Raw genomic sequence first — 26,184 nt, 5'->3', positions numbered from 1 at the left:
AGGACCACCAGTAATGACAGACAGCGATATTGAACAGACAGACCAGATCGAAGCACAGCGCGACAAGACACTCACAACGGTCAGAGAGCATCTCTCGGATGTGGCGGAAGCGGTTGCCACGTTGCGAAACGAGAGTTACGGAAAGCTCACTCTCTCGACAGAGAGTGGATACAAGTACACACTTAAACACGAAGATGGCAGTGTCGAGTGGTTCCGCCGTGACGACAGTGGCGGGACGTACATCATCTCGACGAAAGGCGACCCCGCAGCGACCGAGGTCGTCGACGGGATGGAAGGTTACGACGAGTGGATTACGTCAGTCAACGAGTGGATTCGTATTCAGGGAGAGGGACTTAGCAGTGCCGAAGATACACTCGCTGAGATGGAGTGGAAAATTGAAATGGTCGAAGAACTCTCTGAGCAGGTAGCCGAAGTTCGGGACGACGTGACCGAACAGCTGTGGGATGCGCTTGATACGGTTGCAGGCGTGGTCAAACAGACGCTTGGCGACCAGTACGGCAAGCTAAACTCCGAGGTCGACGGGACGGAGTGGACAATCAAGTATCAGGATGATGGGTCGGCGAAGTACCTCAAAGTCGGCGGCGATTACCCGCTTGGGAATGATGACCCCAGCCCCAAGCAAGCGGTGATGGTCGCTAAGGGCTTCGAGGAGTGGGTCGAGAACATCAACGACTGGTTGGAACGCAACGAACAGGAGATGCGGCTGACCGTCGATGTGAGTGAGGTAGAGGCCCCAGTGGTTGACGTGCAGGCCCGAGGTGACAGCGATGAAAACTGAGGATGTGCTGGCCGAGGTGGACGCGCTGGCGGAGATGCTCACCGAGACTGAGGCCGGGCTGACGGACATCCCGACGTTGGTCAACGATCGCAAGGAACAGACGTTGCTCACGATCTTCGCTGACAGCGAGGACGACCGCACGGCAGTTAGCAAGTGGTTTTCCCACCTCGTCGACGGCGACGAACAACAATCGGCGGTCGAGGCCGTGTTGATTGACGACGAGGCGGGAGAGCCAACCTACGCACTGGTGCGCTCTGAGATGTATTCCTCACGGAAACAGCACTCCGCCCCTGACGATGGCGACGACGGGACGTATCACGCGCTGTGGGTAGTGGGCCACGATGACAGTATCGCACAGGAGTTTTTCATTCATCGCGTCGACTGGAAACGCCGTTTCGAGAAGCCACTGACCGAGGCCGACTGGTCGATTAGCGATGTACGCCGCTGGCTTGGGTTCGACCTCCCACTCCCTGACGCTGGCGAGGAGCTTGAGACGGGGATGTGGTATCAGTCACAGGGAGATGTGGCGCTGCGCGTGACACCCCTCTCAGCGAAGATCGAGTCAGCCGTCAAAAGCCGGGCTAACAACGAAGTGAACCGAAAGACAAAGCGAGCGCGGCAGGATGCCGTGGACGACTCACCACTGGCCGACGTTGACAGCCTCTCTATCACAACAGGTAGTCTTGGTAGTGGGCGGTTGTCCGTGCGAGCTAAACCCTCAGATACAGACGGGCTACGCGACCTGCAAGAGCGACTCGGCGTGTCCGAAGATACAATCCGTGGGATGATGCGTGATGACTGGCAGAAACTTACAGCCGGGCGACGAAGCGACCTGATCGAGCGGTGGGTACGGAATCAAATCGAGGAAGCTGTCGACGAGCCGGACGAAGAAGCAATCAAAGCCGAAGCCCGCGAACAGGTCGAAGCGGAGATACCCGATGACCTGACACAGACGAACGTCAGAGTCGGCAATCATCTTGTCATCTTCGAGGAGGGGTGGCAGAACACACCCGGTACAGGAACAGGCTCGCTTTCGGGCGAGGCACACGTCACACTCCCCACAGAGACAGAAGTGGTCCTCATTCACGACGAACACGGGACAGTCAGGCGACGACTTGGGCCGGGAATCGTCTCAATTGATGTGCTGGACCGACACGAACGAGCGTGAGAACAATGGATGAAAACACCGACACCACGGCAGACAAACAGGCTCAGACACCAGACGATCTCAGTGCAGCAATCCTTGAACAGACGGGCGTCAACCGACTCTCCGAGTTGGCATTTGCTGAAGACGAAAGGGGCGTCCTCTACGCTTCGACAACAGAGGAAAACGTAGCCGAGCGCACGGTAGTCAAGGTCGATATTGTGCAGCAGAGCGCCGAAGAAGTCGATTACGAGAGTGCCGAAGAAAAGTCACTGACACGAGTCCCTGACGCGATTTCCGGGGCCACGCACGACTGAATCCGTCCTTTCTGCGGTCGTTGGTTCTTAGTGGGAGCTACTAAGTAAACAACCGCCGGTCGACACCTGCTCAGTCCGGGGATTAGTCCACCGAATAACTGCGGACATGGCGGGGTGAACGTGAGGCGCACTAGACTTGTTGCTGTTGGCGGCCTGTGTCGGTCGTACATCTACAGGCGGGGCAGGCCGAGTGCCTCGGGGCTTGACCCCAAGGCAGTTCACCTGCCGCTCAAACCCATTAGAACTCGCAGCACAACCCCTCGGGGCGCACACTACACACCCCCGCACGCTACGTGCTAGCTACACTCCGCGACTGACTCCCTGAACAAAAAACCACGTTTTACCCTCGTCTACCCGCACAGTTCAAACATGGGCGACACCCACAACGACGCCGACACCGACAGCAACAGCGACCACGCCGACACCAACGCACCTCACACTGATCGCTCACAAACCACCTCTTCACCACCGCGTAGTCCCGTGCTCACTCGGCGAACCATTCTTGGAATCGCCGGCGGAGCTGCAACAGCCACGCTCGCAGCATCGTTCCTCACATCCAGGACAAACAACACCAGCACGGCCGCCAGCGCCGACGACGAGCCCACCAACACAACACAAGCACGCACAGACGATCCCAACACAGACACGGACACCGACGACGACGCCGACCGCGGCCCTGACGTGCAACGCGGTGAACCCATGCTTTACCGACCAACCGACGACGACGACCACAACTTCCCATTTTTCCTGTACGCCCCAGCCGATGAGGACATCGCCGCAGACACAGGCCCCGACAACAAACCCTTGCTCGTCGAACCGGTGAACCAAGGCTCCGGCGACGACAACCTCGAAGTCCACGTCGATGTAGGACGGCGCATGGTGACGCGCGGACGGCAACGCACCCTCGCCGACGAACTCGGCTGCGCATTACTCGTGCCCGTCTTCCCGAACCCGACGAGCGGCAAATGGGACAACAAATTCGTGCAATCGCTGGACACGAACACGATGCACATCGACGATGGGAAATTCGAGCGTGTTGATTTGCAACTCATCAGTATGCTTGACACCGCCAGAACCATCCTCGACGATACCGCCGACATCACGACGCCGCGCGACGCCATGTTCAACGGCTTCTCTGCGTCCGGGGACTTCGTCGATAACTTCACGATCCTCCACCCCGACCGCGTTGCGAGCGTGACAGCCGGCGCGATCAACGGCATGGTAACGCTGCCAGTCACCGAGTACCGCGGTGAACAGTTGAATTACCAAATCGGCGTTAATGACGTTGCGTCGCTCACCGGCTCGGAATTCAACCGCAGCGACTGGGTAGACACGCCGAAATTGTGCTACATGGGCGCGCTCGAACAATCACCGAACGACGATACGCTGCCGTACCCGGACGTGTGGGACCGCGACGAAGCCGCGAAAGCCCGCCGCATCTACGGTGACGACATGCAGGAAGAACGGATGGTTATCAGCGAAATGATCCACGACCGCGTCGGATCAAACTCTCAAATCCGCGTCTACGACGGCATCGGGCACAATTACTCCAGTGACATCATCGAGGACGTACTCCTGTTCCACGCCCGCCACAACGACATCAGCGTGAATAAAGCATCCGTGTCGGAGACAGCCGCCCGATACACAACTCCCAGTGACACGTCACCGCAATCGCGGCTGATCGATGAATTCGACGATGGAACAAACTTGCAGGCGCGGTGCAACGACGAAACAACGACGACCGGTGCGGAAATCGGGTTCACAGAACCGGTTCTCGTCGGATCTGATCACGTAACGATCAACCGTACCGTCTCACAATCGTTCGGTGACGGGCGAACTCGACTGATGCCGGAAACCGGCGGTGGAGCGTGGGGAGTAGATCTCGGCTGGCCGCAAGCCGGTGCGAACGGGACTGCAACGCACAGGATCAACTCACGTGTCTTATCACTCGGTGAGACAGTCGAAGCACAACTGTACCCTGCTGACTGGGCATCCCTCGATGACGTTGAAGCTACTGCGTGTACAGTCGTGTCAGGCATCGCATTCGCTGACGTGTCCGGGCCGGATCGCGGTGCTGACGCGGTGACTGTCCGTGCTGTGGTCCCGGACACGCCGCCAACACCAACAACAGCGACGACGACGCCGGCGTCGGGAACCACTGATACCGCTGCGTACCGGCTCGTCGTGTCGGTGAACGGAACACGTGTGCGAACTGATGACCACATCGATGACGTAGACCCGTTGACGGTCGAGACGCTCACAGTTGAACTCGAAGATCGAGAATTGACGAGTGGGGACACGGTTACAGTAATGTTCGCAGCTGATGTCCCGACCGGTGGAGTCTCCAGCGAAGACGTACAGCGCGTTGAACTTACTTCGATCAGCTCTACTATCGCGCCGGGCGATGCTGACGTGACGGTTACTGAGTGCGAGACTGGTGCTGAATTAACCGTGTCCGCGTCGGTGCCATCGTCGTATGACCCGGGGCGATTCGCGCAAGTTCGAGCGTACGCTCCGAGCGCAGTGTCGTCGTGGGGGGAGATGGTGACGACTCTCCAACCCGGTGAGACGCGCGAAGTCCGCGTAGCGTTATCTGATTTAAACTCGCTTCCAGACGGGGTGTCACCGGGTGACGTGACGCTGGCGCTGGTTGAGTGGGATGATCCGTACCGTATCCAGCCGTTAGCAACAGATTCGCTTTGAAAACTGACTGCGTGGGACATCGAAGGAAATCGTCGGTTCCGTGCGGTGTGTCGTCTTGAGTTCCGGTCGCGGCGGCAATGAGAGGCCCGGAGTGTTTGCGGACACTGGGGTGTGTTCCGACAGCGCACCCAGAGGGGTTCGGTGAGGACGGCCTGAGGGGCAGTGCGGTCTAGCCTTCAATCTTCGGGAGATTTGTGACGTGGTGAACCTCTCCCGGGGTCAAGCCCCGAGACAGTCGCCTTGCACCGTGATACACAGCTCGGCCCGCGGGCTGTGTATGCATTCCAATTTCAAACGCCGAAAAGGAGGGTCTAACGAGAAACTCCTTGTTTAAGTACACAGGAGGGGGAAGAAATTCATAGAGGAGAGACAATATGAATCTCGAAACCGCCGTTACCACACGACATCAACTCGAAGCGGCCTACAACAAACTGAAATCGAACGCAGACGCCCCAACCACCATCACCGTCACAATTGACCACGCCGAATACCGCGTCAAAAACATCGACCACCAAACAGACCGGCACGGTCCAACTCGCATCATCGTTGACTTGCAAAACGGAGATCAACTCTGCTTCGTGCGGCATTGTGATGGCCGATTCAGCGGCACCACCGATTACACCGTTACGCTGCGCACCGGACCATTACATGACCGCGAGAAAAAACCATTCGACAACATCATCGTCCGGCGCGTCGTGGAAATCCCGTCGAAAACCCCGATTACGAGCGACAATGCAGTGTCGCTCGCCGACATGCAATAATCCGCACACCCCACCTATCGCATCACTGCAAGAACACGCGTACACACTTTACGTATGCCTGAACACGACACACCGCACGGCACTCTCGAACCGTCCGCTCAACGTACCCTCTTCACCGACGACGGTGCCGACGATCTCACCGAGGACATCAAACGCGTCGCCAGCGAGGTCGACGGCCCGCTTACCGTCGCAGAGTACGACGAGCACGGCGAGTACAGTCACACGACGATACGGAATCGCTTCGGCTCCTGGAACGGGATGAAACACGAACTCGGCCTTACAGTCTCACCGCGCATTGCAACTTCACCGCGCATTGCAACTGAGGAGCTAATCGAAGACTTACACCGTGTCTTCGAGGAGATTAACGGCCCGCTCACAAAAAGCGAGTACGACGAACACGGCGAGTACAGTCGCACGACGATACGGAATCGCTTCGGCTCTTGGAACGGGATGAAACACGAACTCGGCCTCGAAGTCACAGGGCCGTACATTGCAACCGAGGAACTAATCGAAGACTTGCAACGCGTCTTCGAGGAGATTAACGGCCCGCTCACCCGAGCCGAATACGACGAACACGGCGAGTACAGTTCATACACGGTCAAGCGCCGGTTCGAGTCGTGGACCGACGCGAAACGCGAAGCCGGCGTGACTGACCGCCACCCGTCAGTCACTGTCGACGACCTCATAACCGACATTGAACGCGTCGCCAGCGAGATCGACGGCGCGCTCACGCTCGCAGAGTACTTGGATCACGGCGCGTACACCGCCGCAACGATCATGATGCACTTCGACAGTTGGAACGACGTATGCAACGCGGTTGGCGATGTGGTCGAGTCCGTCAGCGACGGTCCAGAAGTCACAACCAGCGACATCGCAGCTGATATTAACCGCGTCGCCAGCGAGGTCGACGGCCCGCTTACCGTCGCAGAGTACGACGAGCACGGCGAGTACAGCGATGGTACCGTCAACAGTCTGTTCGGGTCGTGGAACGACATGAAAGACGAACTCGGGCTTGAACTCGCGGGACCGTACATTGCAACCGATGACCTTACCGAAGACTTACACCGCGTCGCCAGCGAGGTCGACGGCCCGCTCACACAACGCGAGTACCGCGAACACGGCGAGTACAGTCACACGCCGATATGGAATCGCTTCGGGTCGTGGAACGAGATGAAACATGAACTCGGCCTTACCTCACCGCACAGCCCGAGCAGACACGGAGACACAGACCCAGACCCAGACACATAACTACCCACATCCACAATCACCAACCAATGACAACACACACATCCAACGGGCAACGCGTCCCCACCAACGATCTCATCGCAGATATTAAACAAACCGCTGATCGCGTCGACGGCCCGCTCACAAAAACCGAGTACCGCGAACACGGTGAACACACTCGAAAGACGGTTGTTAATCGCTTCGGCTCCTGGAACGAGATGAAACACGAACTCGGCTTAGAAATCTCGTCAAAGACATCTGAAGGCCCGCGACTCACGACGGACGAACTGCTCGCCGATTTACGCGCAACGGCAGAGAAAGCCGGCAGCCAACACCGCGTTGACAACGCGTACTATCACGAAGTCGGCTCGTATTCCGTCTCAGTTTACAAGGATCGCTTCGGCTCTTGGACCGAAGCGAAGCAAGCAGCTGACTTGCCTCCACAACACATGATCCCGATTTCTGCGGATGGCTGTGTTGATTCGGTGCGAGTCGTTGCTGAGCGCGTCGACGGCAACTTGACGTGCGCTGCGTATGATGATCATCGACGGCCGATCGATCCGTCGAGCGTGACTGTGATTGATCGCGTCGGCTCATGGACTGAGGCAAAACAGCAAGCAGGCGTGGAGTGAACACGTGGTTGCCACAGCGCTATCCAAGGGTTGGGTGTGGTGATTCGCTGTCGAACGACGGCTGTTGGATGTGATCGAGATCGAAGCCGTTGATTCTGAAGAACTGGTCGGTTCGTTCACCGCCGATTTTCTGCACAACTTCGATGATGTCGCCGTCGCTGACGTATGCTCTGCCTTTTGATTCGTAATCACGGCGCGTTACGTCGTCATTGTTGTGGACGATGAACTCTCGATCGTACTGGTAAGTGTCGTCGGGGCCGTTGATGACGGCAACCCATTGCTCGCTGTCGTCTGCGATCTCCGCTTCAACTGTGTACGTTTCGTCGTGATCGGCGTCGTCCATTGGGATGATTGTCCATTCGCCGTCGTAGAGGGTTATGTCGAGGTGTGCGCCGCCGATGTCGCTGAAGTGGGTTTCGTCGAGTTCTCCCATGTCTATTGTTATCATCCCCATTCACTTAAACGAGGGGTTTTTCGATAGATGAACGCGGAACCTTCACCCACAACTCCCCCCTTAATCCCAACAAAATAGGCGCAGGAAGCCCTAAAACGCCGAAATAGTACTTAAAACGCCATGTTTATATAATTGAGCTCACTCGATAACGATTGCATGTCGCGCACAAATGCCCCCGAAGTCCGGCGTGCCCAGCACAACGGCGCAATTGTTCTTACCAACCGCGTCGCTCCAAACCGCGGCGACACTGATGGCGGCGGCCCACAATACCCGCAACCCGTGATCGACGACTTCATCGAAAACGGGATTTTCGGGCTTGTCGACTATGAAACCGGTCGATCTGCAAACCCCGAAGATGTCCCGCAACAAGAAAGTAACACCGGTAAAGGCGCGCTCAACAACTACGCTGAATTCACCGAAGTCGGCGGATACCTGCTCGCACACGACGAATTCGGGCGAGTGTACCTTGCCCACGCAACGCCCGGATGCGGAATGTTCACCACAACACTGGTTAATGGCGAGGAAACCGAACTCAAATGCATCAAAGTCGACGCGTACGCCGAAATCGACCATGACGACTGGACCGGACTCATCGACATCCTCGAAGATCGGAGTTACCGTCACACGTTGGCTGGTGTGACCGATTCAAACGAACGCGAGCGCATTGTCTCGGCGTATACTGCCCTCGAACGATCGGGAGATCTCATCTATCCGTGATCCGCTTCGGGGCTTGACCCCGAGGCAGCCGCCTCGACCGCCTGTAAGGCCCACCTCGTATTGAAATGCCCATACCCGCTACCCCGGCGGAACCGCCTCACACCCCGGATACACAGGCACAGTAGCTGACTGGCGGTACGATGATCATCGCTCCTGTCACCGTCACTGGTGGTTTTCTCGCTCACAAACACGGGGGCTTCAAACGACGACGACAGTGCTTTTGCACCCGCACCCGAACTCGTACTGGCGCTGAACAACCGCGCGCATATCTAACAACCACCGTTTCACGGCTCGCTGAGATACTCCGTTCACGTCAGTAGCAGCTAATTCACCGCGAGGCGGCGCTGAAAGCCCTTCATCACGATGAACAGGCGGAGAGTCTTCGTAGCTCTCTCGCCGCCACAACACCGCATCTGATATGCGACTCTGCACCGCGTACCGCCCAATCTCACCCTCGCACTCGCGGGGATCGTACACATCATCCGCGTTGAGTAACCCCGTCTCAGCGTCGTCGGATCGGACTAAATCGATGTGCGTCGGGTATCCATCGCGCGTCCCCAGCTCGCGTAACGCGAAGTCAGACGCTATCGAAACAACACCGACAGTGTACCGCTCCGAGCCCACATCGTACTCTTGTTTCTTATCTTGCCGCTGACGTTGATCCTGTTCGCTATCATATCGTCGTGAATCCGGGTACACGCAATGCGCTTGATTTTTCAGTGATAAATCACCGACACGCAAATACGGTCGCTGTTCAAGTGCTTCGAGACGAGTCGGTAAGCCACTGCCTGGAACGTTCTCGGTTAACGGAGCACCACCAGACCGGACATAATCAACCGTGTACGCCACCAGTGAATACGACGGCGAGACGTGGTGCTGTCTCGTCCCGCTATCATCAAAGTCTTCACGTGCCGAGTCAGCAGTACGAACATCAGTTGTCTCGTCAGATAATTGCCCTTCAAAATACAGCAACAACGCAGTACGTAACGTTGATTCATTCATCAACAAGAGTTCCGTTTGCGTCGCTTGGGTACCACCGTCGCCTGTTGAATTGTGTATCAAGCAGTCACTGCCGACGTGCCCGTGCAACCCTCTGAGCGCAGTTTGTTGTGGAGTCTCTTGCGTAGTGTGCTGATGAACACAGTCTACGTCTGCGTTGGTGGGTGCGGCGTCCTGATCATCATCCGCACGAGGCGAGTTATCCATTTCTCGTTTCATGTTTCGGTGCCGGGAATGGTAAGAGGCGGGGTCTTCACCGAATACGTCTCACTCCAGAAGGACACAGTCACCGGACTGTGTATTCACCGCACACCTAGTTTTGAGGCTGTTGACAAACCGCCCGTTTACAGGGTTGAATCGCGTACAAAAACGCGTACATGACTGACCGGCAACAGCGGCGCGAATCAATGGACATGACTGTCAAGCAAACGTGGGAAGAAGGCAGCGGTGAAACGCATACGCTGTACGCTCGCGTCACCGTGACCGACCCAGACACCGGTGAATCAGGCACGTTCAAACTCCGAAACACGGTCGATATCGGGTTGCAACTGTTCGCTGAAAGCGACGTGTCCAACGACTTCAAAACCCGTGCACGAAGGTGGCTTCGAGAGTTTGCGCCGATCTACACAGGTCATCGGCAGTTCCCATCCGATGGTCGACAACAGGATATCCAGCGCTGAACCATGTCGGGAGTCAAAGCTTTCGCGGGAACTACCGTCAGCGAGGCCTCGAAGTTTTTTATACGTGTACTGGAAAGAGTAGATAGAGACGCCAGTCCAGACACCTCAAACATGACTGACTGCATCAAAGCGAAGCCGCCACGGTCGAGAACCGCGTCGAATTCGAACCGCGAGACAGTGACCTGTTGATGACGGTAACGCACTACGGCTACGAAGACGGTTAATCACGCTGGATCATGACTAACTCAGACACCACACCTACCACATCCACGACCCCTGCTGATGATTACGAACCTGTCGCTGACCACCTGCCCGACATCAGCCCATACCTGCACGATCATGCCTTGTCAGCCAGCGACGACGAAAACACCCCATCCAGAGACACCGATACTATCGACGCGCAGGCACCGCGCGGCAGCACGACCACGCGAGTCCGCGAGTGCATCGCCGCAGCAGCCCAGTACTTCCACGATAACCTGACCGCCGACCACCGCGCTGACATCCGCGATCACTGGGGGCTGTCCGACGACATGATTGATGCTCGACTCATCGGGTACACAGGCCCCGGCGACACGCACACCGACCACAGCACTGACCCAGAACACGCCAGTTCTACATCCGACGACAACGATGTAAACGGCGGTACAGGTGTTGTCTCAGCGCTCACAACACAGGGGTTCAGCACGGCAACGATTCTGAAAACCGGGCTAGTGTCACACCCCGTTATATCGCACGTGTACACGTGCGGTGGGATCGCACCGTCAGCCGCCGCAGACCTCAGCATCACAAACGAACTCCCAGACACCGCGATAACTGACTGTCACCACGACGTACCGGGCGAACTCGCCGGGGTTTCTCACGCCATCGCAACCGGTCACATCAACACAGCCAACCTTGACTTGCAAGCAATCGTCGACGTGCTCGCTGAGCACCCAGACTACACTGCGCAACCATCGTGCTGGTGGGACCGCCGCTACACGTTCCCGTATTTCGTCGATGGCGAACCCAGATACGTCATCGCTCGATCAACGCCGGAATCAGATGACATCGTGTACGGCAACGGCCTCGTTGACTGTACGACACGACAGTCACTCGCTGACACGCCGATTGCTCGTGAACTCGACGTACCCACGGACGCACTGTCGCACGTTACCATCGACGAGTGCTACGCGGAGCTGTACCGCTACCCAGACCGCGACGATAAACACCACGAAGACGTGTTAGACACAGCAATCACCGACATCACCACTGCACTCCAATCCGCACCCACCACTACTACCGCCGGTGACGGCGGCGGGAACGCTACTGGTGACGAGACAGCCGCCGCGACCGGGTACCCTCCTGACGATACACCGCACGGAACCGACGGCGACTCACTGTTCGACACCGCTGTGAAGCACCGGTACGGACTCCGGAGACGCTCTCCAGACACCGCAGCAACAATCACCGTCAAAGACATCCGAACAATCCCACGCGACGTACGGACCGTTCTCGGCTACCACGACATCACCGACGACACGCCGCTGGCAGACGCACTCCGAATCACGCCGCCCGGTGCTGGCGTCGCCGCGAACGAACCCGTGCGAATCGTGAACGACACGCGGCACACCCTACGATTCAAACCGGTTTGGTTACCAGACGGTGCTGACACACCACACAAACACGACCTCGACCCCGGCGACGAACTCACCTTCACCACGGGAACCGGATACCACAAATATACAGTCACTGTGGTGACGGGATCAAACGCTGACGCCCAGGCACCAAGTGACGAGATCGTTCGATGCGGGCTTCTCGCCGCGTTCGACAGTATCGACACGCAGACGCGGTTTGATGCGCTCGAAAATTGGTTATCCGGCGAACCCGGGTTCCATGTTGACGTGGCGAAATACGTCAAACAAACCGTCGACCGGCCGTGGATTCCACACCTCGTCACGGAACCAATTTTCGGGCTTGATTCAGTAACACCCAACGCTCCGGTCATCATCACAGAAGGAGTTACAGACGCGTTACAGGCACACCAACACGGATTCCCCTGCGTCGCGCCAGCAACCACGCATTTCAAAGACCGACACTGGGACGTAGTCCGGAGGGACGTGTTGCCTGCCGCGTCAGAAATCATCGTCGTAATGGACCGCGAACCCTCACAGGCAGGGTTGCACGGCGCGTTACGGACAGCTCGCCGCCTCGAAGCAATCCAAGATGAATACACGCACGCTGATCAAGAATTGTCAGAAGACATGGCCAACGCAATCGATACGTCGATCCGCGTCGGAGAATTACCGCTCCCCGAGTCAGGGGTCGAGACTGATCTCGCAGACTTCCTCGCTGAGCACGACGCCGATGCGTTACAAAACGTGCTGGAAAACGCGATTCCGGCGGTCGACCACGACGAATACAACGCTGACATCCACGACCATACAACTCCCTCGAACCGCGACGACACTTCCCGTCAATCAACCCAGTCACCATCGGACCGCGACGACGAACACACCACGCCGCAGGTATCAGGAACCGGCGCAGAATCCGGACGCGAAGACTCTCCCGCGGACACGAACGCCACTCCGGCGTCACATGCCAGCCAACAAGCAACCAGCACGGATTCTCCCGTCGACGAACTCCAAGAGTTAACAGTTGCTGACGTGATCCCATGGGATGACATCGGCATCACGCCGCGTGGAACCGGGCAACTCTACCGCGGCACTCACCCAGTCGACGAATACAGCGACGGCAATTACTTCGAGATTCGCCGCCGTAAAGACGGGAACATTACCGTGAAAGACTACAAAACCCCGGATAAAACGCAAAACGCGTATTACTACAATCAATTCACGTGGTTAGCGGTCGCGGCTGACTGTGACTGCACCGATGCATGCGATTGTACGCGACCAGGCCGGCATCCGCGCGGTGAACTCACCGACGCAGAAATGTTCTGGGCGTGGAGACACGCGAAAACCGCTGACCACATCCCGCTATCAGATGACGCGCCAGTCCCGATCCGCGCGACGTGGCACGTCGCACGGGAACATGACGTGCTGCCGGAGTACGCCATCCCGAACGACTTTAGCGATGATTTGTGCCCGATCCCGCCAACCGCGTTCAACCGTGTTTTAGACTTGATCGAAGCAGAATACGGCGTTGACCCGTGCCGTGACCGGCGAGAAACAGAGACAAACAAAGGACCAGAGACGGAAACAACAGGGGTGGATACATGACTAAACCCTCGTCTGAATCGGATGCAGAACAAGATCACTCCGATGTGAACAACGAAGGCAGTCATGAACAGCAACAACCCCACAACAGCGAGACACAGTACCAATTTGTCACCGGCAACACAGAACCCAGTACCAACGATGCTGACCGAGTGACACAGCAAGCACCTCACAGGCAGCCACGGCAATCTGAGAACTCGGCAACGCGACAACACCAATCAGCTGATCGACTGTCTCGCCGTCACAGTCGCGCTGCCAGCACGCTCCAAGAAAACCTCCTCGCGCTCACAACGCACTACGGGAGTAGAATCACCGACACCATCAGCCCCGTAATTACACCGCCGGTGTCGTGGGCTGCACGGTGGCTCTCCCTCGCAGCATACGTTCTCGGCGTGCTCGTGATGATCGCAATCATCCCGTTCCTAACAGTGTTACTGATGACTGCAGGTCACCTCGGGCAGTTCACCGCGGTAGTCACCGTTCTCGCGGTGACGTGGTGGATTGCGTATCGGTACAGGAAGCGAGCGAAGACACTCCGAGAGGCAACGACACATGCACAGGCGTCAGCACGACAGCAGTATCTCCGCGAGCAACAAGCACTCTGGAACGTGATCAAATCGTATGCAGCGTGGACGTTACCGATCGTTGTAGCGACGTGCTTGTTTGTCGCTGCGCGGATGACCGGCGTGCCACGAACGCAAATCCCGGGTACATTGTACACAGTTGGACTGTTCTACACGACAGGCATCGTGTTACTGATACCGTACACAGTCATCAAAATTTTCCGTAGGGACGCGTGAACCGCCCTCGACCAACTGTGAACAGTAAAGTGAAGTGAGTCGAAGAATTGTGTCGCCGTAGTCACGAACGCGTCGTCACGAACCTGAACCTGAATCCGAATCCGAGTTCGCCGCCGCGCCGTCGAGTTCCGTATGCCAATTTACCGGGAACGCCGCGCCCGTCACGTCAACGTTCGTTACTCCCGGATCGAACCGGTTGAATCCACGGACGCGATCCGGCGCTAACCAATCCGACCCCATCACTGTCGCTTCGAATTCACCACTCCACACGTCACCGGGTTCTTTCGTCGTAATCGTGAGCGGCATATCAGCATCGTTCACCCTGGTCTGCAGCCTGTTGATGAACGGGGCTGTGTGCCGTCGCATCCCGACATCAATCGTTAGCTCGTACGGATCATCAACTGTGTACCCATCGTGATTCAGCACTGCAGTAACCATCTCGTTCTCCCACTGCCTGATGCCTTCAGCTCGAGCTTCAGTCCGGTCCTCATCATCGTCAGCGACAGCACTCGGCGTCACCCACGTGATCCGCTCATCTTCCGGCACTGGATGGTACGGCCAGCCAGCGGCGAACTCATCATAAGAAGTGTCGAACTGCTCCCACAATCTCGGCGGTTGATACGAATACGCGGGCGTGAACGTGCGTGCTGATTCGCTGAGGAATTCCGGCTGATCCAGCGCGTACGCGACGGCGTGCCGCACACTCGTCGGCACGTTCGCTACGTTGAACAAGAGGAAGTGCACGTCGTTCCGGGTTGCGGCGCTGTATTGCACGCTCCGAGAGAGGTCACTTAAATCACCCCGATCACTCCCTAATTCTAGGCTCGCAGGCAGCGTTCCGTGCGGTTGCCCCGCCTCGCTCAGCGACACATCGTCTGTGCCGAGCGGCAGTAAGCCATCGCCAAACGTGTCATGAATGTACACGTTTACATCACCATCGACGAAAGCGTTCCAATCCTCACCGAAGTCGTAAGCAGGATAATCGAGACCGTCGATGCTCGGCCCAGGTCCGTGATAGTCATCAAAACCATCGAGTTGCGTTAACTCTGCGGGGTCATGACGACGAACAGTGAACGGCCCGCTGCCGATCGGCGCTTGCTCAAATTCACCCTGAGGCACGTTACCTGTGTACCCGTCGATGTCGCCGATGATGCCTTCCGGGATCACGCTGAACGGCGGCGTGGAGATGAGTTCGAGGAAGTTCGGTTGCGGTTTTGCGAGGTGAACACGGAGCGTGTCGTCATCGAGGACTTCGAGTCCCGTCCCGTCGTCGGTGGTATTTTCACCAGGATAATACCGCCTGTGCGCAAGGCCAATGCCGCTGACTGCACTGCGGAACAATGGGACGACTTTGCTGTTTTCGCTCTCGATCCCGCGCCGCCACGAATATTTCACGTCGTGCGCCGTGACTGGATCGCCGTTGTGGAACGTTGCATCGGAGCTTAGCGTTAATGTCCATGATAAGCCGTCATCAGCTTCCGTTGCATCATCGAGCAAGTTGTACTCAACGCCGGGTTCGGATCGTGGTTCGGTGAGGCGGTCGAAGACTTGTCTCGTGATGAGTTCTGTTCGGATGCTTCTGAGCGAGACAGGATCGAGTGAATACCCGTCGACCGTCGTGTCGTCTCGCGGGATTCGAAGACGGCTATCCCCGCCGGTGATGTCGGTGTCAATCGTCGTCGTGTTGTGCCGCAGCTGCCAGAACACGAGTTCATCAGCAGCATCGAACGAGATGCCTTCATCGTAGTATACCTCATCTGCAGCGTGCCCGATTGGTATCAACGGCAGACCGTTTTGCAACGCGGTTTCCATCTCAATGAGTTTCCTATTCCAGTCTTCGGTGCTGAGAGCAGGATCACGGATACCGTTGAACGCGGTTTGATACGTCGACGCAGCCGGTGTGTTCGATTCTAAATGTTCGACCGGGTCGAAATCCGGGCGGATGTCAACCGGTTCCACGTCGTCATCCTCGCCGTTATCGTTGTCTTCCGGCGGTTGCTCTGGGCCTGGGTCTGGCTCCGCGTCAGGAGTTGGACCGGGATCGCTATCATCGCCGTCGCCGTCATCACTGTTGCGCAAGAGGCCAGCTAACGCTCCCCCGCCAGCGAGAACTGCCCCGGCGGCAATCGCTGACCGTCGCGTCACGCCGTCAGAATCATCAGCATCGTCATCATCATCGATTCCAGGGCTGCCGCCGGGATCGTCTCCGTCACCACTACTAATCCTGGTATTAGCGGCATCCTTAGAGTCATCAAGACTCTGAGGCGTCTCTTGAGTTTCGTGAATAGGGTTCGGCGCGTCAGCACAGGGTTCGTTTGAGGGTGTCTCTGCATCTGAGTCAGTTGACTGCTCTACGCGCTCGTCATCCTCACCGATCAAGGGTGAGTCGTCGGTAGAGTCATCGTTGTGTGGCGAGTCCGCAGGCTGGTCGGGACTCTCGCCGTTACCGTCAGCTGTCATACGTCCACGTCGCGTTAAGGCGACGGTATTTAAAACTCTTCGACAATTCGCTGAGACAATCACCGCGGCTGAAAGCGAACGCAATTCCACCGGTTTAATTGCTGGGAGGCTTACGGTAAGACAGACGCGAAAAATGAACCCGCATCACCGTGAGGTCAAGAATCTCCTGTCTGAGCAGCCAATCCAAATACTCTCCACGTCGGCGCTGTCCGACGCAGACAACAGTCACACGATGGACAACGATGCTGGCGCGGAAAGCCCACGTTCAGAACCAATCCCACGGGCAATCTCGAATTTAGGCATCCCCGGGGAATACCAACGCACTGTAGCGAATCTACTCAGCACAATCGATGGAGTGTTCGCTCCCAACGATGTAGAACTTGGCCACCGCGACGATGACCCTAAACCCGTTGAAGGAACCCTTGGCGTCGCTGAGTCACCACAACAGCTGCCTGAGTCGGTCAAAGACACGCTCCCGCGGGCGACGCGATTCGGGTTGCAAGCCGTCGCACGGACCATGACGGCAAGTGACCGCAGGGCGGTACTTCGTGATGGCGTTGGCATTCTGGCCCAGCAGATCAGCGATGGCGACGCAGCGATTGACGGGTATCAACCATCAACGTATCATCATCACCGCACAGCCGAACGCGTTGTAGCAGCTGTTTCACTGGCGTTTTGTGTTCACGATATCCCCGTGTTAAGCCGCGAACTTGCTGCGGTCTGCATGACTGCGAATCTCGGCAACGGTAGTGATATCGACGAGATTGCAATTGATCGCGTTCAGCAATCTCGACGGGAAATGCGGACGACACCGCGGCTGTTTTGTGCGGATCAGGCAACGCGGTCGTGGGTGCTGCGAGGGACGATCGCCATGCGGCTGGCTGCAGAGAACGGATTCATAGAACCGTGCCGGTGTGAAGCAGTTGTTGATGAGGCGGTGGAGCGGATTGATTGGCTGCGTGACTCGTACTCTGATCGAGTTGGATCGCTGGCAAATCAATCAGTTGCGTGTGCGGCGATGGAGGCTGTGCGACGAGAGACTGAATTGCTCGGGATGTCGGCGAAAATCCTAGGAAACATGATTGGCGTGTCTGGCGTGACAATCGGGGAACGGTATAGTGAGTTTTTCGACGTTGAATCGCCTGACGAAACGGAAGAGCAGAACGTTCACAGTTAATGAGAGTGTGGTGGGGCGCTGTTGGTTGGCGGGGACACCGTCTTTCCGGTGGACACACCACTTTTTCACACCAATGCTTCACATCCCCAAACTTGTGAAGTATTGGTGTCGGAGTTACATGCGCGTGTAGCTCTCAGAGAGTCTACGCGATTTGCTACCTTTTATAAAAACGGATTATAGTAACAACAAATAGAACCGACCCACACAGCACGCAAACACAGCACCCCTAACCGACGACGAATCAAATACCGACGATCACAGGCATGGTCCGTACTCTGCCACGTCAAAACTAAACAGCACCGAACAAATCCACCCCTCGCACACCCCCTAATCATGACTGAAAACACCTCACAACACAGCGACACTGACGCGAACTATCAAGCAGAGCTACAAAATTGGACTCCTCAACCGGGCGAACAAGCACGCAATCACGGCCAGTCACAGCGTGAGGATGAGGAACCCATCAGTAAGTCCTCAACACACTCGACAGCGCCGGATACACAAGCAACAAATACCGAATCATCAACCGCGAATTCACCGCGCAGCAACTCACACAACCAACATTCTGCACAGCAGGGTATGTCAGTCAACGCGACTCGACCGCGGAAAACACCAGCATCCGCAAACCTGAGTAAGACAGATACGCTCGGTACGCTTCGACAACTCATCGCAATGTGTCACGTATACCTCTCGGGTAAACAAGTCGATGACGTAATCGAGATTTGCCACGGAACGGATTGGACGGAACGCATTGAAGCTGAGGTTGCTGCTGGTGAAGTTACACCCCGGGCACCAGTCACCGTTGACAGCAAAAAAACAGCGTGTGAAGACGGCACCCAGTCACGCCGAACTAACCAGTATAATCCGTCTGAACGAGTACTACAACACTACCGAGAGTTCGGCGAAACGCCGCTGATGGTCCGATATACAGGCCCACGGCGTGATGCGATCCGTGCGAACGATGCGATTGAATCGGATCGTGAGAACAAACGGTGTGAGTTGCAGGCATTGCAGGCATTAGTTGATGTGGTTGTCAGTGGCATTAGACCCAGCGACAACCGGGACGCGGACAGGGGAGCGTCTGAGCAGGAACAAGCGAAACTCTCCGAAATTGCGGATGTTTGATTGGTGCATGAGAGTTTTCCGGAAATCCGAATCGACGACTTACTTTTAAGACGTAGCAGCCGATAACTGTACGTGAATGTTAGTCGCACAACACGACCGGCATGACAAGCCTATCGTCCAATCAGCCGTCCGCCACCGTAACGATCTCAGTGAAGCCGATACGTACCGGTGCCTGCACTGCGGCGACGAGTTACGCTTCCTCTGCAAACACACCCTCACAGACCCAACGTCGCTGAACGCTACGGAATTCACAGCCAGAACACACCCGCAATTCGGGCGGTTCTACCACGTCGACGGGACCGATTGCTTACAATCTGCCGCCATGTCGAACGCGCACAGAGCTGGCGTCGAACTCGCGTTGTACAAACTCGCTGAACTCCTTGATCACGCTGACCGAATCACAACCGAGCAACGCGTCGGCTCGCAACAACGACACATTATGTGCGATGTGTTTGCCCCGATTACCGGACTTTCGCGGAATCACGCTGACTCACCGCAAACCAGCACAGAAACCACGACGAGGACGACCAATAAACACGGTGATGTATTCAGTTACGAAAACGACCGACGGGGATCGCCAAGACCTGGTGACGTGACTGGTGGTGTCGCCGTCGAAATCTTCCATACGTGCGGGTATCTCAACCTGAAACGGCGGTTCGAAGTCTTGCTCAACCACGGCATCACAACGTTCATCATGATGACCGAGTCTGGGCGGAATTCGGTGAGCGTGATGCAAGACGCTCTGACAGAGTTAACGACCGGCGTGGAGACTTCACAAGGCAACGCGCGCGATTCCGGGGCCGTATCGGTCACGCCGGGCCGCCTCTACGATGGCGGTGTGTTCGACGAGCCGCAGGCGCACATCAGCGTTGATACACAGCCCTCTGTTTCGGGTGCATCTTCGGCTCACGGCGGTGAGCAGTCATCAGCAGGAGCTACTGTCGAGCAAGTAGGTATCGTCGGCAGTAATGTCAGCACGCCGGGGTCACAGACAGCTGCAACGGAGACAATAACGATCGAAAAACCCGCAGACTCACACCCAGACACAGGCGGTGAATCTGTTGACGATGCATCCGGCGACGCTGCCAGAAACACCACGAATACTACTGCTACCGCTACAGATGAGGCAGGAACTGCTGCGATGCCCGACGAAACAGGTCGTCCACTGATCGCGTGGCAATTGCCACGAGAATTTGAGCAATCCGTCACGCTCGGCACACCGATCTCTCCTGGCCTCATCGATGAAGACAACCTACACGCATTGCCAGATACACTCCGATGACCACTGTTGTTGATTCTCACCGACTCAGCATCGATTTCGTCGACAGCGACTGTGTACACAGTCGACAAACTAACATCCATACTCAACCACAATGACGATGAATCAGAACACCTCTAGTGAAGCACAGAATGGCGAGACAACGCGTACTGAACCGACTGAGGACGATAACACGGAGCAGGACACGACAACACCATTTGCGAGGTATTCTAATTACAAATCAGGGACACAGAAACTCGAATCACAACACGCACAGACACGTACGGAGTCAACTGGCGAGACGGCCTCAGAGACAGGGGAAGAAGCAGCGAGTGTTGACGAAGATTCAATAGGTGAGCACAGCGTGGTGACGGACGGGCACGGGCCACCGGAATTCTTGCTTCTCGACGACGACTATGTCACGTGCCAAGTCTGCGAGTGTGTCTTCCCCTCTCCGGAGTTACGACTCGGCCATGAAGTGCTTGCTGCGGCGTTTGAAGACACAGACACAGACGAGGAGAGAGATAGAGCGGAGGATGAGCACGAGGAAGATGAAGGCGCGCAGCAGGATTCATGGGACTCTCACCGCACCTACATCGAAACTGTGTATGGCGGCAACACACAAGGCGACGCCGGTGCAGCATTCACACGACGATTCCAGTCATATGATCCCGGTGAGGTGCCTGCTGATTGCCGATATCGTGAACGTGCACTCGACCATCGGCATGAGGTTGTTGTTGCAGGCGCACTCCAGTGTCTTGCTGATGAAGCGACCGACTGGGCGTGGGACTCCCCAGAAACGATCACGTATCGGTCGCTCGCAGACGCGGTGAACAACCTCGCCGACGAAGTCGGAACACAGTCAGTGTCAACCACAACTGTGAATCGCGTATTGACAACCGTGTTCAAAATCGACGCGGAGCAATGGGCTGTCACGCCGCCTCGATCAGTGCAAGATACGCATGACTCCAGCATTGAATCGCAGGATCGAAGCGAGAACACGCCGTCTTCCAGTCAGGCACAGTCTGGAGACGTGGATGCGGACTCTGGTTCTGAGGCGGAAGAACGAGACGGTGTCGAGTCAGAAGACGCGTCTGCGTCTGCCTCCCCGCATGATGAATCTACGGCAGACTCACAGGACCCCGGTGACGACGATGACGATGATCAATCGCAGTCCGCAGAGACCGAAGAATTCAGCGATTTCACCTTGAAGCAGCAATGCGTTCTCGTTGAATTGTTAGCGTGCGCCGAGTCGGATGCGACGCACGCAGAAATCGCGGATCGCGTCGGAACTGCGCAAAGCAACCCGTCGCAAGTCGGAGATCGAGCCCAACACATCATCGACGATTTCGCCTGGTATCGGCAATTCAAATGGGGCGACTCGCGCGATGAACAGACCGACGTGTTCACAGCGACCACGACGGGCGACAGCGTACCGGCTGCTGTACTTCCGTTTCTCAGATCGCGCGCTGGTGACGCTCCTGTTGATGAAATGATCAACGGGATTGTGCGGAGTGACAGCCTGTCGCTTGCTGCGTTATCAATTCCAGACCCGACCACTTCACGAGACGCCCCTGGCACTGACGACGACAGTGACACGGCGAGTACGATGAGCGGTCGTGAGCGCACTACTAACTCTGTCACGGGCACTGAGACGCTCGACGGCGACGACGGCGAGAATGAACGTTTTGATGAAGATGCGAGTGCAGCTGCTGGCGTGGCGGTGACTGACGCTGAATCGGATGCAGCGACTGTCACGGAAACAAGGCAAAGCACCGACGACGTGCAGCCGCAGGGACAGACCGTCTCGATTGGTGAACTGAGACAGCTCCGCGATCAAATCGAGTTCGTCCTGCGGGCTGCAGAATTACAACAGGACCGCATGCAAGCATCGGCGTCAGCCACGACCGTTTGGGAGGTGGATTCGATGCCGACGGTCGAGAATCGCGGGGAAAATCCTCGGGCAGACAGCGGCGATCCGCAGCACAGTCAACATCAATTAATCGAATCGTATCGGAACTGGGAGTTTGCGCTCTGTGAGCAAGTCTTAGCGGAACTGACGCGCGTGATTGACCAAGCGGAATCCGCATCATCACAGTGACTACTCGAAAAGGAAACACAGTTGCCGTGGGGTCGGGTCAAGAGACCCCGTCTCTCCTCATCACGTGAACTGGCTCGGGCCAGCCCCGAGACATTCGCTTTGAAAATCGAAGAATGAACGAGGCTCCCGCTGACAATCTTCGTTCAGCGAGGATTCGAGGTCTTACCACGATCGCAGTCCTACAGTAAAATATGCGAGATCACCAAGCTGAACAGTCATGCGGACCACAGTGCCCAATATCCACGACGCCACCCTCACAAGACACCGATGACGCTGACGACGGCACGAAATCTCTGATCAAACCAATCACAACCTGGGTGAAAACGCTAACAACCACGCTGCTCCCCGGTCAACCAACCCGGAGAGATCACGCCGACGAACTCGGCGCTGCCGCTCACACTGGCTCCGGCGGTGACGGTGACGAAAGCAGAACGCCGGTTACAATCGCCGTCTCAACGCTCATCAACACTGTTGCGCACAACACGCAACTCACGTCTCCGTCAGCAACCAGCGCAGTCAGCACGAACGCGTCCACGGAGATTTACGACACTGCAGAACCACACGTCCTGTACCTCACCCACGACGACGTTACCGGGAGCGTCGTTGGCCGCAGCGGCGCGGGACACAATTCAACGGCAGGCGTCCCACCGACAGCGTTCTTCAAGCCCGCTGCGGCGCGCACACAACAACTGTGTGTTGCGATTGCAACTTGCGGCGAACAGGCTGTCACGGCACCAATCAGCATCACAGAAGGTGAATTACTGGAGCGATTACGTCACCACGTTACCATCGACGGTGAATCGTACTGTGTCCGGTACGAACTCGATGTTGATCACCGCGCAGTGACCGGCGGCGCGGATTCACTGCAACACACGTCCGCGCCCGGTGACGAACGCGTCGACAGCAACGACAGCAACACGTCCACTGTGTAACAATGCTGGGAGCAACGCTCGGCCTGCTGACCGGGGCGCTGACCGTGTTAGCAGCAACCGTCCCGTTCACTAGGGGTGATTCAGCATCCATTCGAGACCGATTCAGCGTCGTTCGAGCAGGCCTCAGCAAACGAACCGCGGCGTACTTGGTTGTTGTAGCCAGCGTCGTTGCACCGGTCGCGTACGCTGCGGTGCGCGTGACAGCATACATCCCGATGCTGGAATGGGGGTTGCTCGGGGAGAACGTGTTCACAGCGCCGTTGAACACGCTGGTTGAGACAGCCGCTGCTGACGGCTCACAACCCGATACTGCCGGGACAGCCGCTGACAACACGGCGATGATGCTTGGTGATGTCCTGTCAGCTCCGGCAGAACTCGTGTTGCTTGCAGCAGCGACGGTCGCGTTCGCCGCAGCACTCCAGTACGCGTTTGCCGTACTCGTCATCGACGAAGAAGAGTTGTGGCGCGGCAGTTACGCGAAAGTCGCGGTGTGGGCTGTGTTACACATGTTTGCCGGGATTCCGCTGTACGCTGTGATCCCGCTGTTCAGCGCTGGCGTGGTGTACGAGCAAATTCACCGCCGGGACGGATTTGAAGCAGCTGTCGCCGCGCATTACGCGATGAATTCGGTCGTGATTTGGTTTCTGCTCGCTACGGCAGCGTTGCTGTTCCTGCTGTGATTTCCCGAATCTCGTGTCGTGATTAGTTCAGCGACAGAGCGAGAAAACGAGCGTTTATCCTGCTAAATCGAGAACAATACGATAGGAAGCGTATCATGCCACATGACCAGTCGCAGTCACAACGCGACGAGGACGCCCAGTCTTCCCCGAACCAGCAGCGTGATGCCGCCCAACAAAATCCGTCCGATGAGCACGGCAACCCTCAACACCGTCGTGAACACGATGCGGCGCGCGGACACGACCGGCCTAGAGACGCACAACAGCGGCGTAGTTCCAGCGTTGCAATCCACCAACTCGACGCCCTCATAACGCTCAGCGCCGGACTCTTAATCGGCATCGGTGCCTCTTACTTTGGGATTGCTTTGCTAATTCTCGATGGAGTGATCGCAACTAGTTCGTGGTTCGCTGCACTCCTCATGTCGGTGCTTGCAGTGGTTGGTGCGGGGATTCTTTATCGCGTTGCTGAATTGGTGAGCGAACGAATTACGCCTCTCACATCGCTTCCACGCGGCGATCTTGCGATTGTCGGCATCGGTGGCGTGATCGGGCTGACAACCGCGTTCACAATGGCTGCGTACGCGCACGGGCAAACAGGCCCAACGCTACAACTCGTCTTTTCGTCGTTTCCAACCGGGTCCCCATCGCTGCTTTCGACAGCCGGAGCAGCCGTCGCGTTACTGATCCCGTGCATATTATTCATTCTGCAGGATGCGACAGCTGGCGAGCGAGCAATGAAACACCACACCCAGTTCGTGCAGCAGCACGCTCCCGTCGAGGGAGGAGACGCAATTCGAGAGCAGCAACCGCGGCGAGTACTAGACAAGCAAGGCGTTGACATAGCGTCGCAAGACGATGCGCCACGTGTCGATGCAACCATGCCGGATGTGTTGCCGTTCGGCGAGAACGTCGAGTTCCAAACTCCAATCAAGCGTGAGGAGAGTGAGTCAGCAGCTACGCCGGAACAGCAGGCATCAAACGGTGATGGACCCGGCGGACAATCCAACGATACCACTGGTTCACAGTCGTCGTCTTCGGACTCAGAACCGGGATCAGACGCGTCAGGACGCCGGAATCCATCTCACCAGCAACCCCGTGATGGCGAGGGGAATCGCACGGAACAATCAGCAAGAGACGGACCCGCTAACGAGCAAGCGGGTGGTGAGCCGGGAATCACAGCTAATGAATTTGAGTACGACTGGCAGACTGATCCAGACCATGATTTCGGTGACGTTGGCGGGCTGATGGACGCGAAACGTGAACTTGATGAAGACGTGATCAAACCGTTGCGAACGCATCAAGAAGAAGCTGAAGCACTCGGCGTCACTCCGTCAAACATTATTTTCCACGGCCCGCCGGGGACAGGGAAGACGTTCTTAGCGAAAGCGCTCGCCGCTGAACTGAAGTTCCCGTTCGTGGCGTTGAGCGGTGGTGACGTGCAGAGTAAATGGATTAACGAATCAGCTGAACAAGTCAATGCGTTGTTCTCGGAAGCGAAGCAGATTGCGGAAGTGACCGGTGGGGCGGTGATTTTCCTCGACGAACTCGATACGGTGCTGAAAGACCGAACGGCGGTGCGGAGTCACGCTGAAGATAAGAAAATCGTGAACGAGTTCCTGAGTCATCTTGAGGAAGCAACGGATCATAACATCGTGTTTATTGGCGCGACAAATCGCGCTGATGCGCTTGACGAGGCGGGAACGCGGTCTGGGCGGATCGATAAGAAAATTGAAATCGGGATGCCTGATCAAGAACAGCGCGAGGCAGTGTTGCGCGCGCAACTCCGGGATCGACAGCACGAGTTAGGAGAACGTGATATCAAGGGGATTGCTGCGCATACAGATGGGTTGTCAGCCGCTGATTTAGAGTCGCTAGTGAATAGCGCGGCGAAGAAAGCGTTGGGTCGGGACAAGGCAGTGATTGCGCATCAGGATTTGAAAGACGCATTCGACGAATTTGAGGAGTGAGGAGGTACACAGTCCGCAGAACTGTGTATTATAGGTCACCCACAG

The 26,184-nt window shown here is 56.8% G+C and carries 21 protein-coding genes; 18 read left to right on the top strand and 3 right to left on the bottom strand.

Annotated elements, in window-relative coordinates:
- Positions 1-13 precede the first annotated feature (13 nt).
- The 7 genes from V8P86_RS17245 (at position 14) to V8P86_RS17215 (ending at position 7,580) form a co-directional block, all read left to right on the top strand.
- Positions 14-799, top strand: a complete 786-nt coding sequence (locus V8P86_RS17245) for a profilin-fold protein (protein WP_336328531.1) — start codon at positions 14-16, stop codon at positions 797-799.
- Positions 789-1,967 (top strand): hypothetical protein, encoded by a 1,179-nt coding sequence (locus V8P86_RS17240; RefSeq protein WP_336328530.1) that lies wholly within the window; start codon positions 789-791, stop codon positions 1,965-1,967. Before V8P86_RS17245 ends, V8P86_RS17240 begins: the two co-directional genes overlap by 11 nt.
- A 5-nt stretch (positions 1,968-1,972) precedes the next feature.
- Positions 1,973-2,260 (top strand): hypothetical protein, encoded by a 288-nt coding sequence (locus tag V8P86_RS17235; RefSeq protein ID WP_336328529.1) that lies wholly within the window; start codon positions 1,973-1,975, stop codon positions 2,258-2,260.
- Positions 2,261-2,629: 369 nt separating this feature from the next.
- Positions 2,630-4,963, top strand: a complete 2,334-nt coding sequence (locus V8P86_RS17230) for a hypothetical protein (protein ID WP_336328528.1) — start codon at positions 2,630-2,632, stop codon at positions 4,961-4,963.
- A 374-nt stretch (positions 4,964-5,337) separates the two neighbouring features.
- A complete protein-coding gene (locus tag V8P86_RS17225; protein ID WP_336328527.1) occupies positions 5,338-5,724 on the top strand; it encodes a hypothetical protein in 387 nt (128 codons plus the stop codon).
- A gap of 54 nt (positions 5,725-5,778) precedes the next feature.
- Positions 5,779-6,972 carry a homing endonuclease associated repeat-containing protein gene (locus V8P86_RS17220; protein WP_336328526.1) on the top strand — a complete coding sequence of 398 codons (1,194 nt, stop codon included), beginning with the start codon at positions 5,779-5,781 and terminating at the stop codon, positions 6,970-6,972.
- A 26-nt stretch (positions 6,973-6,998) separates the two neighbouring features.
- The gene (locus V8P86_RS17215; protein WP_336328525.1) at positions 6,999-7,580 is read left to right on the top strand and encodes a homing endonuclease associated repeat-containing protein; all 582 of its coding nucleotides are present in this window, start codon (positions 6,999-7,001) and stop codon (positions 7,578-7,580) included.
- A 19-nt stretch (positions 7,581-7,599) separates the two neighbouring features.
- Here V8P86_RS17215 and V8P86_RS17210 read toward each other — a convergent pair whose 3' ends face one another.
- The gene (locus tag V8P86_RS17210; RefSeq protein WP_336328524.1) at positions 7,600-8,013 is read right to left on the bottom strand and encodes a hypothetical protein; all 414 of its coding nucleotides are present in this window, start codon (positions 8,011-8,013) and stop codon (positions 7,600-7,602) included.
- A 177-nt stretch (positions 8,014-8,190) separates the two neighbouring features.
- Here V8P86_RS17210 and V8P86_RS17205 point away from each other — a divergent pair, with 177 nt between their 5' ends.
- A complete protein-coding gene (locus tag V8P86_RS17205; protein ID WP_336328523.1) occupies positions 8,191-8,751 on the top strand; it encodes a hypothetical protein in 561 nt (186 codons plus the stop codon).
- A gap of 198 nt (positions 8,752-8,949) precedes the next feature.
- Here the strand turns inward: V8P86_RS17205 and V8P86_RS17200 are convergent, their stop codons facing one another.
- On the bottom strand, positions 8,950-9,753 hold the full coding sequence (locus V8P86_RS17200) for a hypothetical protein (protein ID WP_336328522.1): 804 nt from the start codon (positions 9,751-9,753) through the stop codon (positions 8,950-8,952).
- Positions 9,754-10,127: 374 nt separating this feature from the next.
- Between V8P86_RS17200 and V8P86_RS17195 the strand changes: the two genes are divergently transcribed.
- The 3 genes from V8P86_RS17195 to V8P86_RS17185 all read left to right on the top strand — a co-directional run bounded on the left by V8P86_RS17195 (position 10,128) and on the right by V8P86_RS17185 (position 14,442).
- On the top strand, positions 10,128-10,430 hold the full coding sequence (locus V8P86_RS17195; protein ID WP_336328521.1) for a hypothetical protein: 303 nt from the start codon (positions 10,128-10,130) through the stop codon (positions 10,428-10,430).
- Between the two features lie 236 nt (positions 10,431-10,666).
- Positions 10,667-13,645 carry a hypothetical protein gene (locus V8P86_RS17190; RefSeq protein ID WP_336328520.1) on the top strand — a complete coding sequence of 993 codons (2,979 nt, stop codon included), beginning with the start codon at positions 10,667-10,669 and terminating at the stop codon, positions 13,643-13,645.
- 341 nt (positions 13,646-13,986) lie between these two features.
- The gene (locus V8P86_RS17185) at positions 13,987-14,442 is read left to right on the top strand and encodes a hypothetical protein (RefSeq protein WP_336328519.1); all 456 of its coding nucleotides are present in this window, start codon (positions 13,987-13,989) and stop codon (positions 14,440-14,442) included.
- Positions 14,443-14,517: 75 nt separating this feature from the next.
- On the opposite strand, the gene V8P86_RS17180 is transcribed toward V8P86_RS17185, so the two are convergent.
- Positions 14,518-16,821, bottom strand: coding sequence for an ABC transporter substrate-binding protein (locus V8P86_RS17180; protein WP_336328518.1), 2,304 nt, complete (start codon positions 16,819-16,821; stop codon positions 14,518-14,520).
- 313 nt (positions 16,822-17,134) lie between these two features.
- Here V8P86_RS17180 and V8P86_RS17175 point away from each other — a divergent pair, with 313 nt between their 5' ends.
- The 7 genes from V8P86_RS17175 to V8P86_RS17145 all read left to right on the top strand — a co-directional run bounded on the left by V8P86_RS17175 (position 17,135) and on the right by V8P86_RS17145 (position 26,139).
- On the top strand, positions 17,135-18,079 hold the full coding sequence (locus V8P86_RS17175; RefSeq protein ID WP_336328517.1) for a hypothetical protein: 945 nt from the start codon (positions 17,135-17,137) through the stop codon (positions 18,077-18,079).
- Between the two features lie 333 nt (positions 18,080-18,412).
- Complete coding sequence (locus tag V8P86_RS17170; RefSeq protein WP_336328516.1) at positions 18,413-19,204, top strand: hypothetical protein; 792 nt, start codon at positions 18,413-18,415, stop codon at positions 19,202-19,204.
- 322 nt (positions 19,205-19,526) lie between these two features.
- Entirely contained in the window at positions 19,527-20,486 is a 960-nt protein-coding gene (locus V8P86_RS17165; protein WP_336328515.1) for a hypothetical protein, read from the top strand.
- A gap of 97 nt (positions 20,487-20,583) precedes the next feature.
- The gene (locus V8P86_RS17160; RefSeq protein ID WP_336328514.1) at positions 20,584-22,563 is read left to right on the top strand and encodes a hypothetical protein; all 1,980 of its coding nucleotides are present in this window, start codon (positions 20,584-20,586) and stop codon (positions 22,561-22,563) included.
- Between the two features lie 317 nt (positions 22,564-22,880).
- Entirely contained in the window at positions 22,881-23,495 is a 615-nt protein-coding gene (locus tag V8P86_RS17155) for a hypothetical protein (RefSeq protein WP_336328513.1), read from the top strand.
- A gap of 2 nt (positions 23,496-23,497) precedes the next feature.
- Positions 23,498-24,175 carry a hypothetical protein gene (locus V8P86_RS17150; RefSeq protein ID WP_336328512.1) on the top strand — a complete coding sequence of 226 codons (678 nt, stop codon included), beginning with the start codon at positions 23,498-23,500 and terminating at the stop codon, positions 24,173-24,175.
- A gap of 95 nt (positions 24,176-24,270) precedes the next feature.
- Positions 24,271-26,139 carry an AAA family ATPase gene (locus V8P86_RS17145; protein WP_336328511.1) on the top strand — a complete coding sequence of 623 codons (1,869 nt, stop codon included), beginning with the start codon at positions 24,271-24,273 and terminating at the stop codon, positions 26,137-26,139.
- Positions 26,140-26,184: the final 45 nt, after the last annotated feature.

The organism is Halovenus anhuiensis, assembly GCF_037080055.1.
Classification (GTDB): Archaea; Halobacteriota; Halobacteria; order Halobacteriales; family Haloarculaceae; genus Halovenus.
This window is presented reverse-complemented; position numbering and strand designations above follow the sequence as displayed.

Bases quoted from the DNA above. Each gene is read 5' to 3' on its own strand.
- V8P86_RS17245 (WP_336328531.1), top strand. From the start codon at position 14: ATGACAGACAGCGATATTGAACAGACAGACCAGATCGAAGCACAGCGC.
- V8P86_RS17240 (WP_336328530.1), top strand. From the start codon at position 789: ATGAAAACTGAGGATGTGCTGGCCGAGGTGGACGCGCTGGCGGAGATG.
- V8P86_RS17235 (WP_336328529.1), top strand. From the start codon at position 1,973: ATGGATGAAAACACCGACACCACGGCAGACAAACAGGCTCAGACACCA.
- V8P86_RS17230 (WP_336328528.1), top strand. From the start codon at position 2,630: ATGGGCGACACCCACAACGACGCCGACACCGACAGCAACAGCGACCAC.
- V8P86_RS17225 (WP_336328527.1), top strand. From the start codon at position 5,338: ATGAATCTCGAAACCGCCGTTACCACACGACATCAACTCGAAGCGGCC.
- V8P86_RS17220 (WP_336328526.1), top strand. From the start codon at position 5,779: ATGCCTGAACACGACACACCGCACGGCACTCTCGAACCGTCCGCTCAA.
- V8P86_RS17215 (WP_336328525.1), top strand. From the start codon at position 6,999: ATGACAACACACACATCCAACGGGCAACGCGTCCCCACCAACGATCTC.
- V8P86_RS17210 (WP_336328524.1), bottom strand. From the start codon at position 8,013: ATGGGAGAACTCGACGAAACCCACTTCAGCGACATCGGCGGCGCACAC.
- V8P86_RS17205 (WP_336328523.1), top strand. From the start codon at position 8,191: ATGTCGCGCACAAATGCCCCCGAAGTCCGGCGTGCCCAGCACAACGGC.
- V8P86_RS17200 (WP_336328522.1), bottom strand. From the start codon at position 9,753: ATGAATGAATCAACGTTACGTACTGCGTTGTTGCTGTATTTTGAAGGG.
- V8P86_RS17195 (WP_336328521.1), top strand. From the start codon at position 10,128: ATGACTGACCGGCAACAGCGGCGCGAATCAATGGACATGACTGTCAAG.
- V8P86_RS17190 (WP_336328520.1), top strand. From the start codon at position 10,667: ATGACTAACTCAGACACCACACCTACCACATCCACGACCCCTGCTGAT.
- V8P86_RS17175 (WP_336328517.1), top strand. From the start codon at position 17,135: ATGGACAACGATGCTGGCGCGGAAAGCCCACGTTCAGAACCAATCCCA.
- V8P86_RS17170 (WP_336328516.1), top strand. From the start codon at position 18,413: ATGACTGAAAACACCTCACAACACAGCGACACTGACGCGAACTATCAA.
- V8P86_RS17165 (WP_336328515.1), top strand. From the start codon at position 19,527: ATGTCGAACGCGCACAGAGCTGGCGTCGAACTCGCGTTGTACAAACTC.
- V8P86_RS17160 (WP_336328514.1), top strand. From the start codon at position 20,584: ATGAATCAGAACACCTCTAGTGAAGCACAGAATGGCGAGACAACGCGT.
- V8P86_RS17150 (WP_336328512.1), top strand. From the start codon at position 23,498: ATGCTGGGAGCAACGCTCGGCCTGCTGACCGGGGCGCTGACCGTGTTA.
- V8P86_RS17145 (WP_336328511.1), top strand. From the start codon at position 24,271: ATGCCACATGACCAGTCGCAGTCACAACGCGACGAGGACGCCCAGTCT.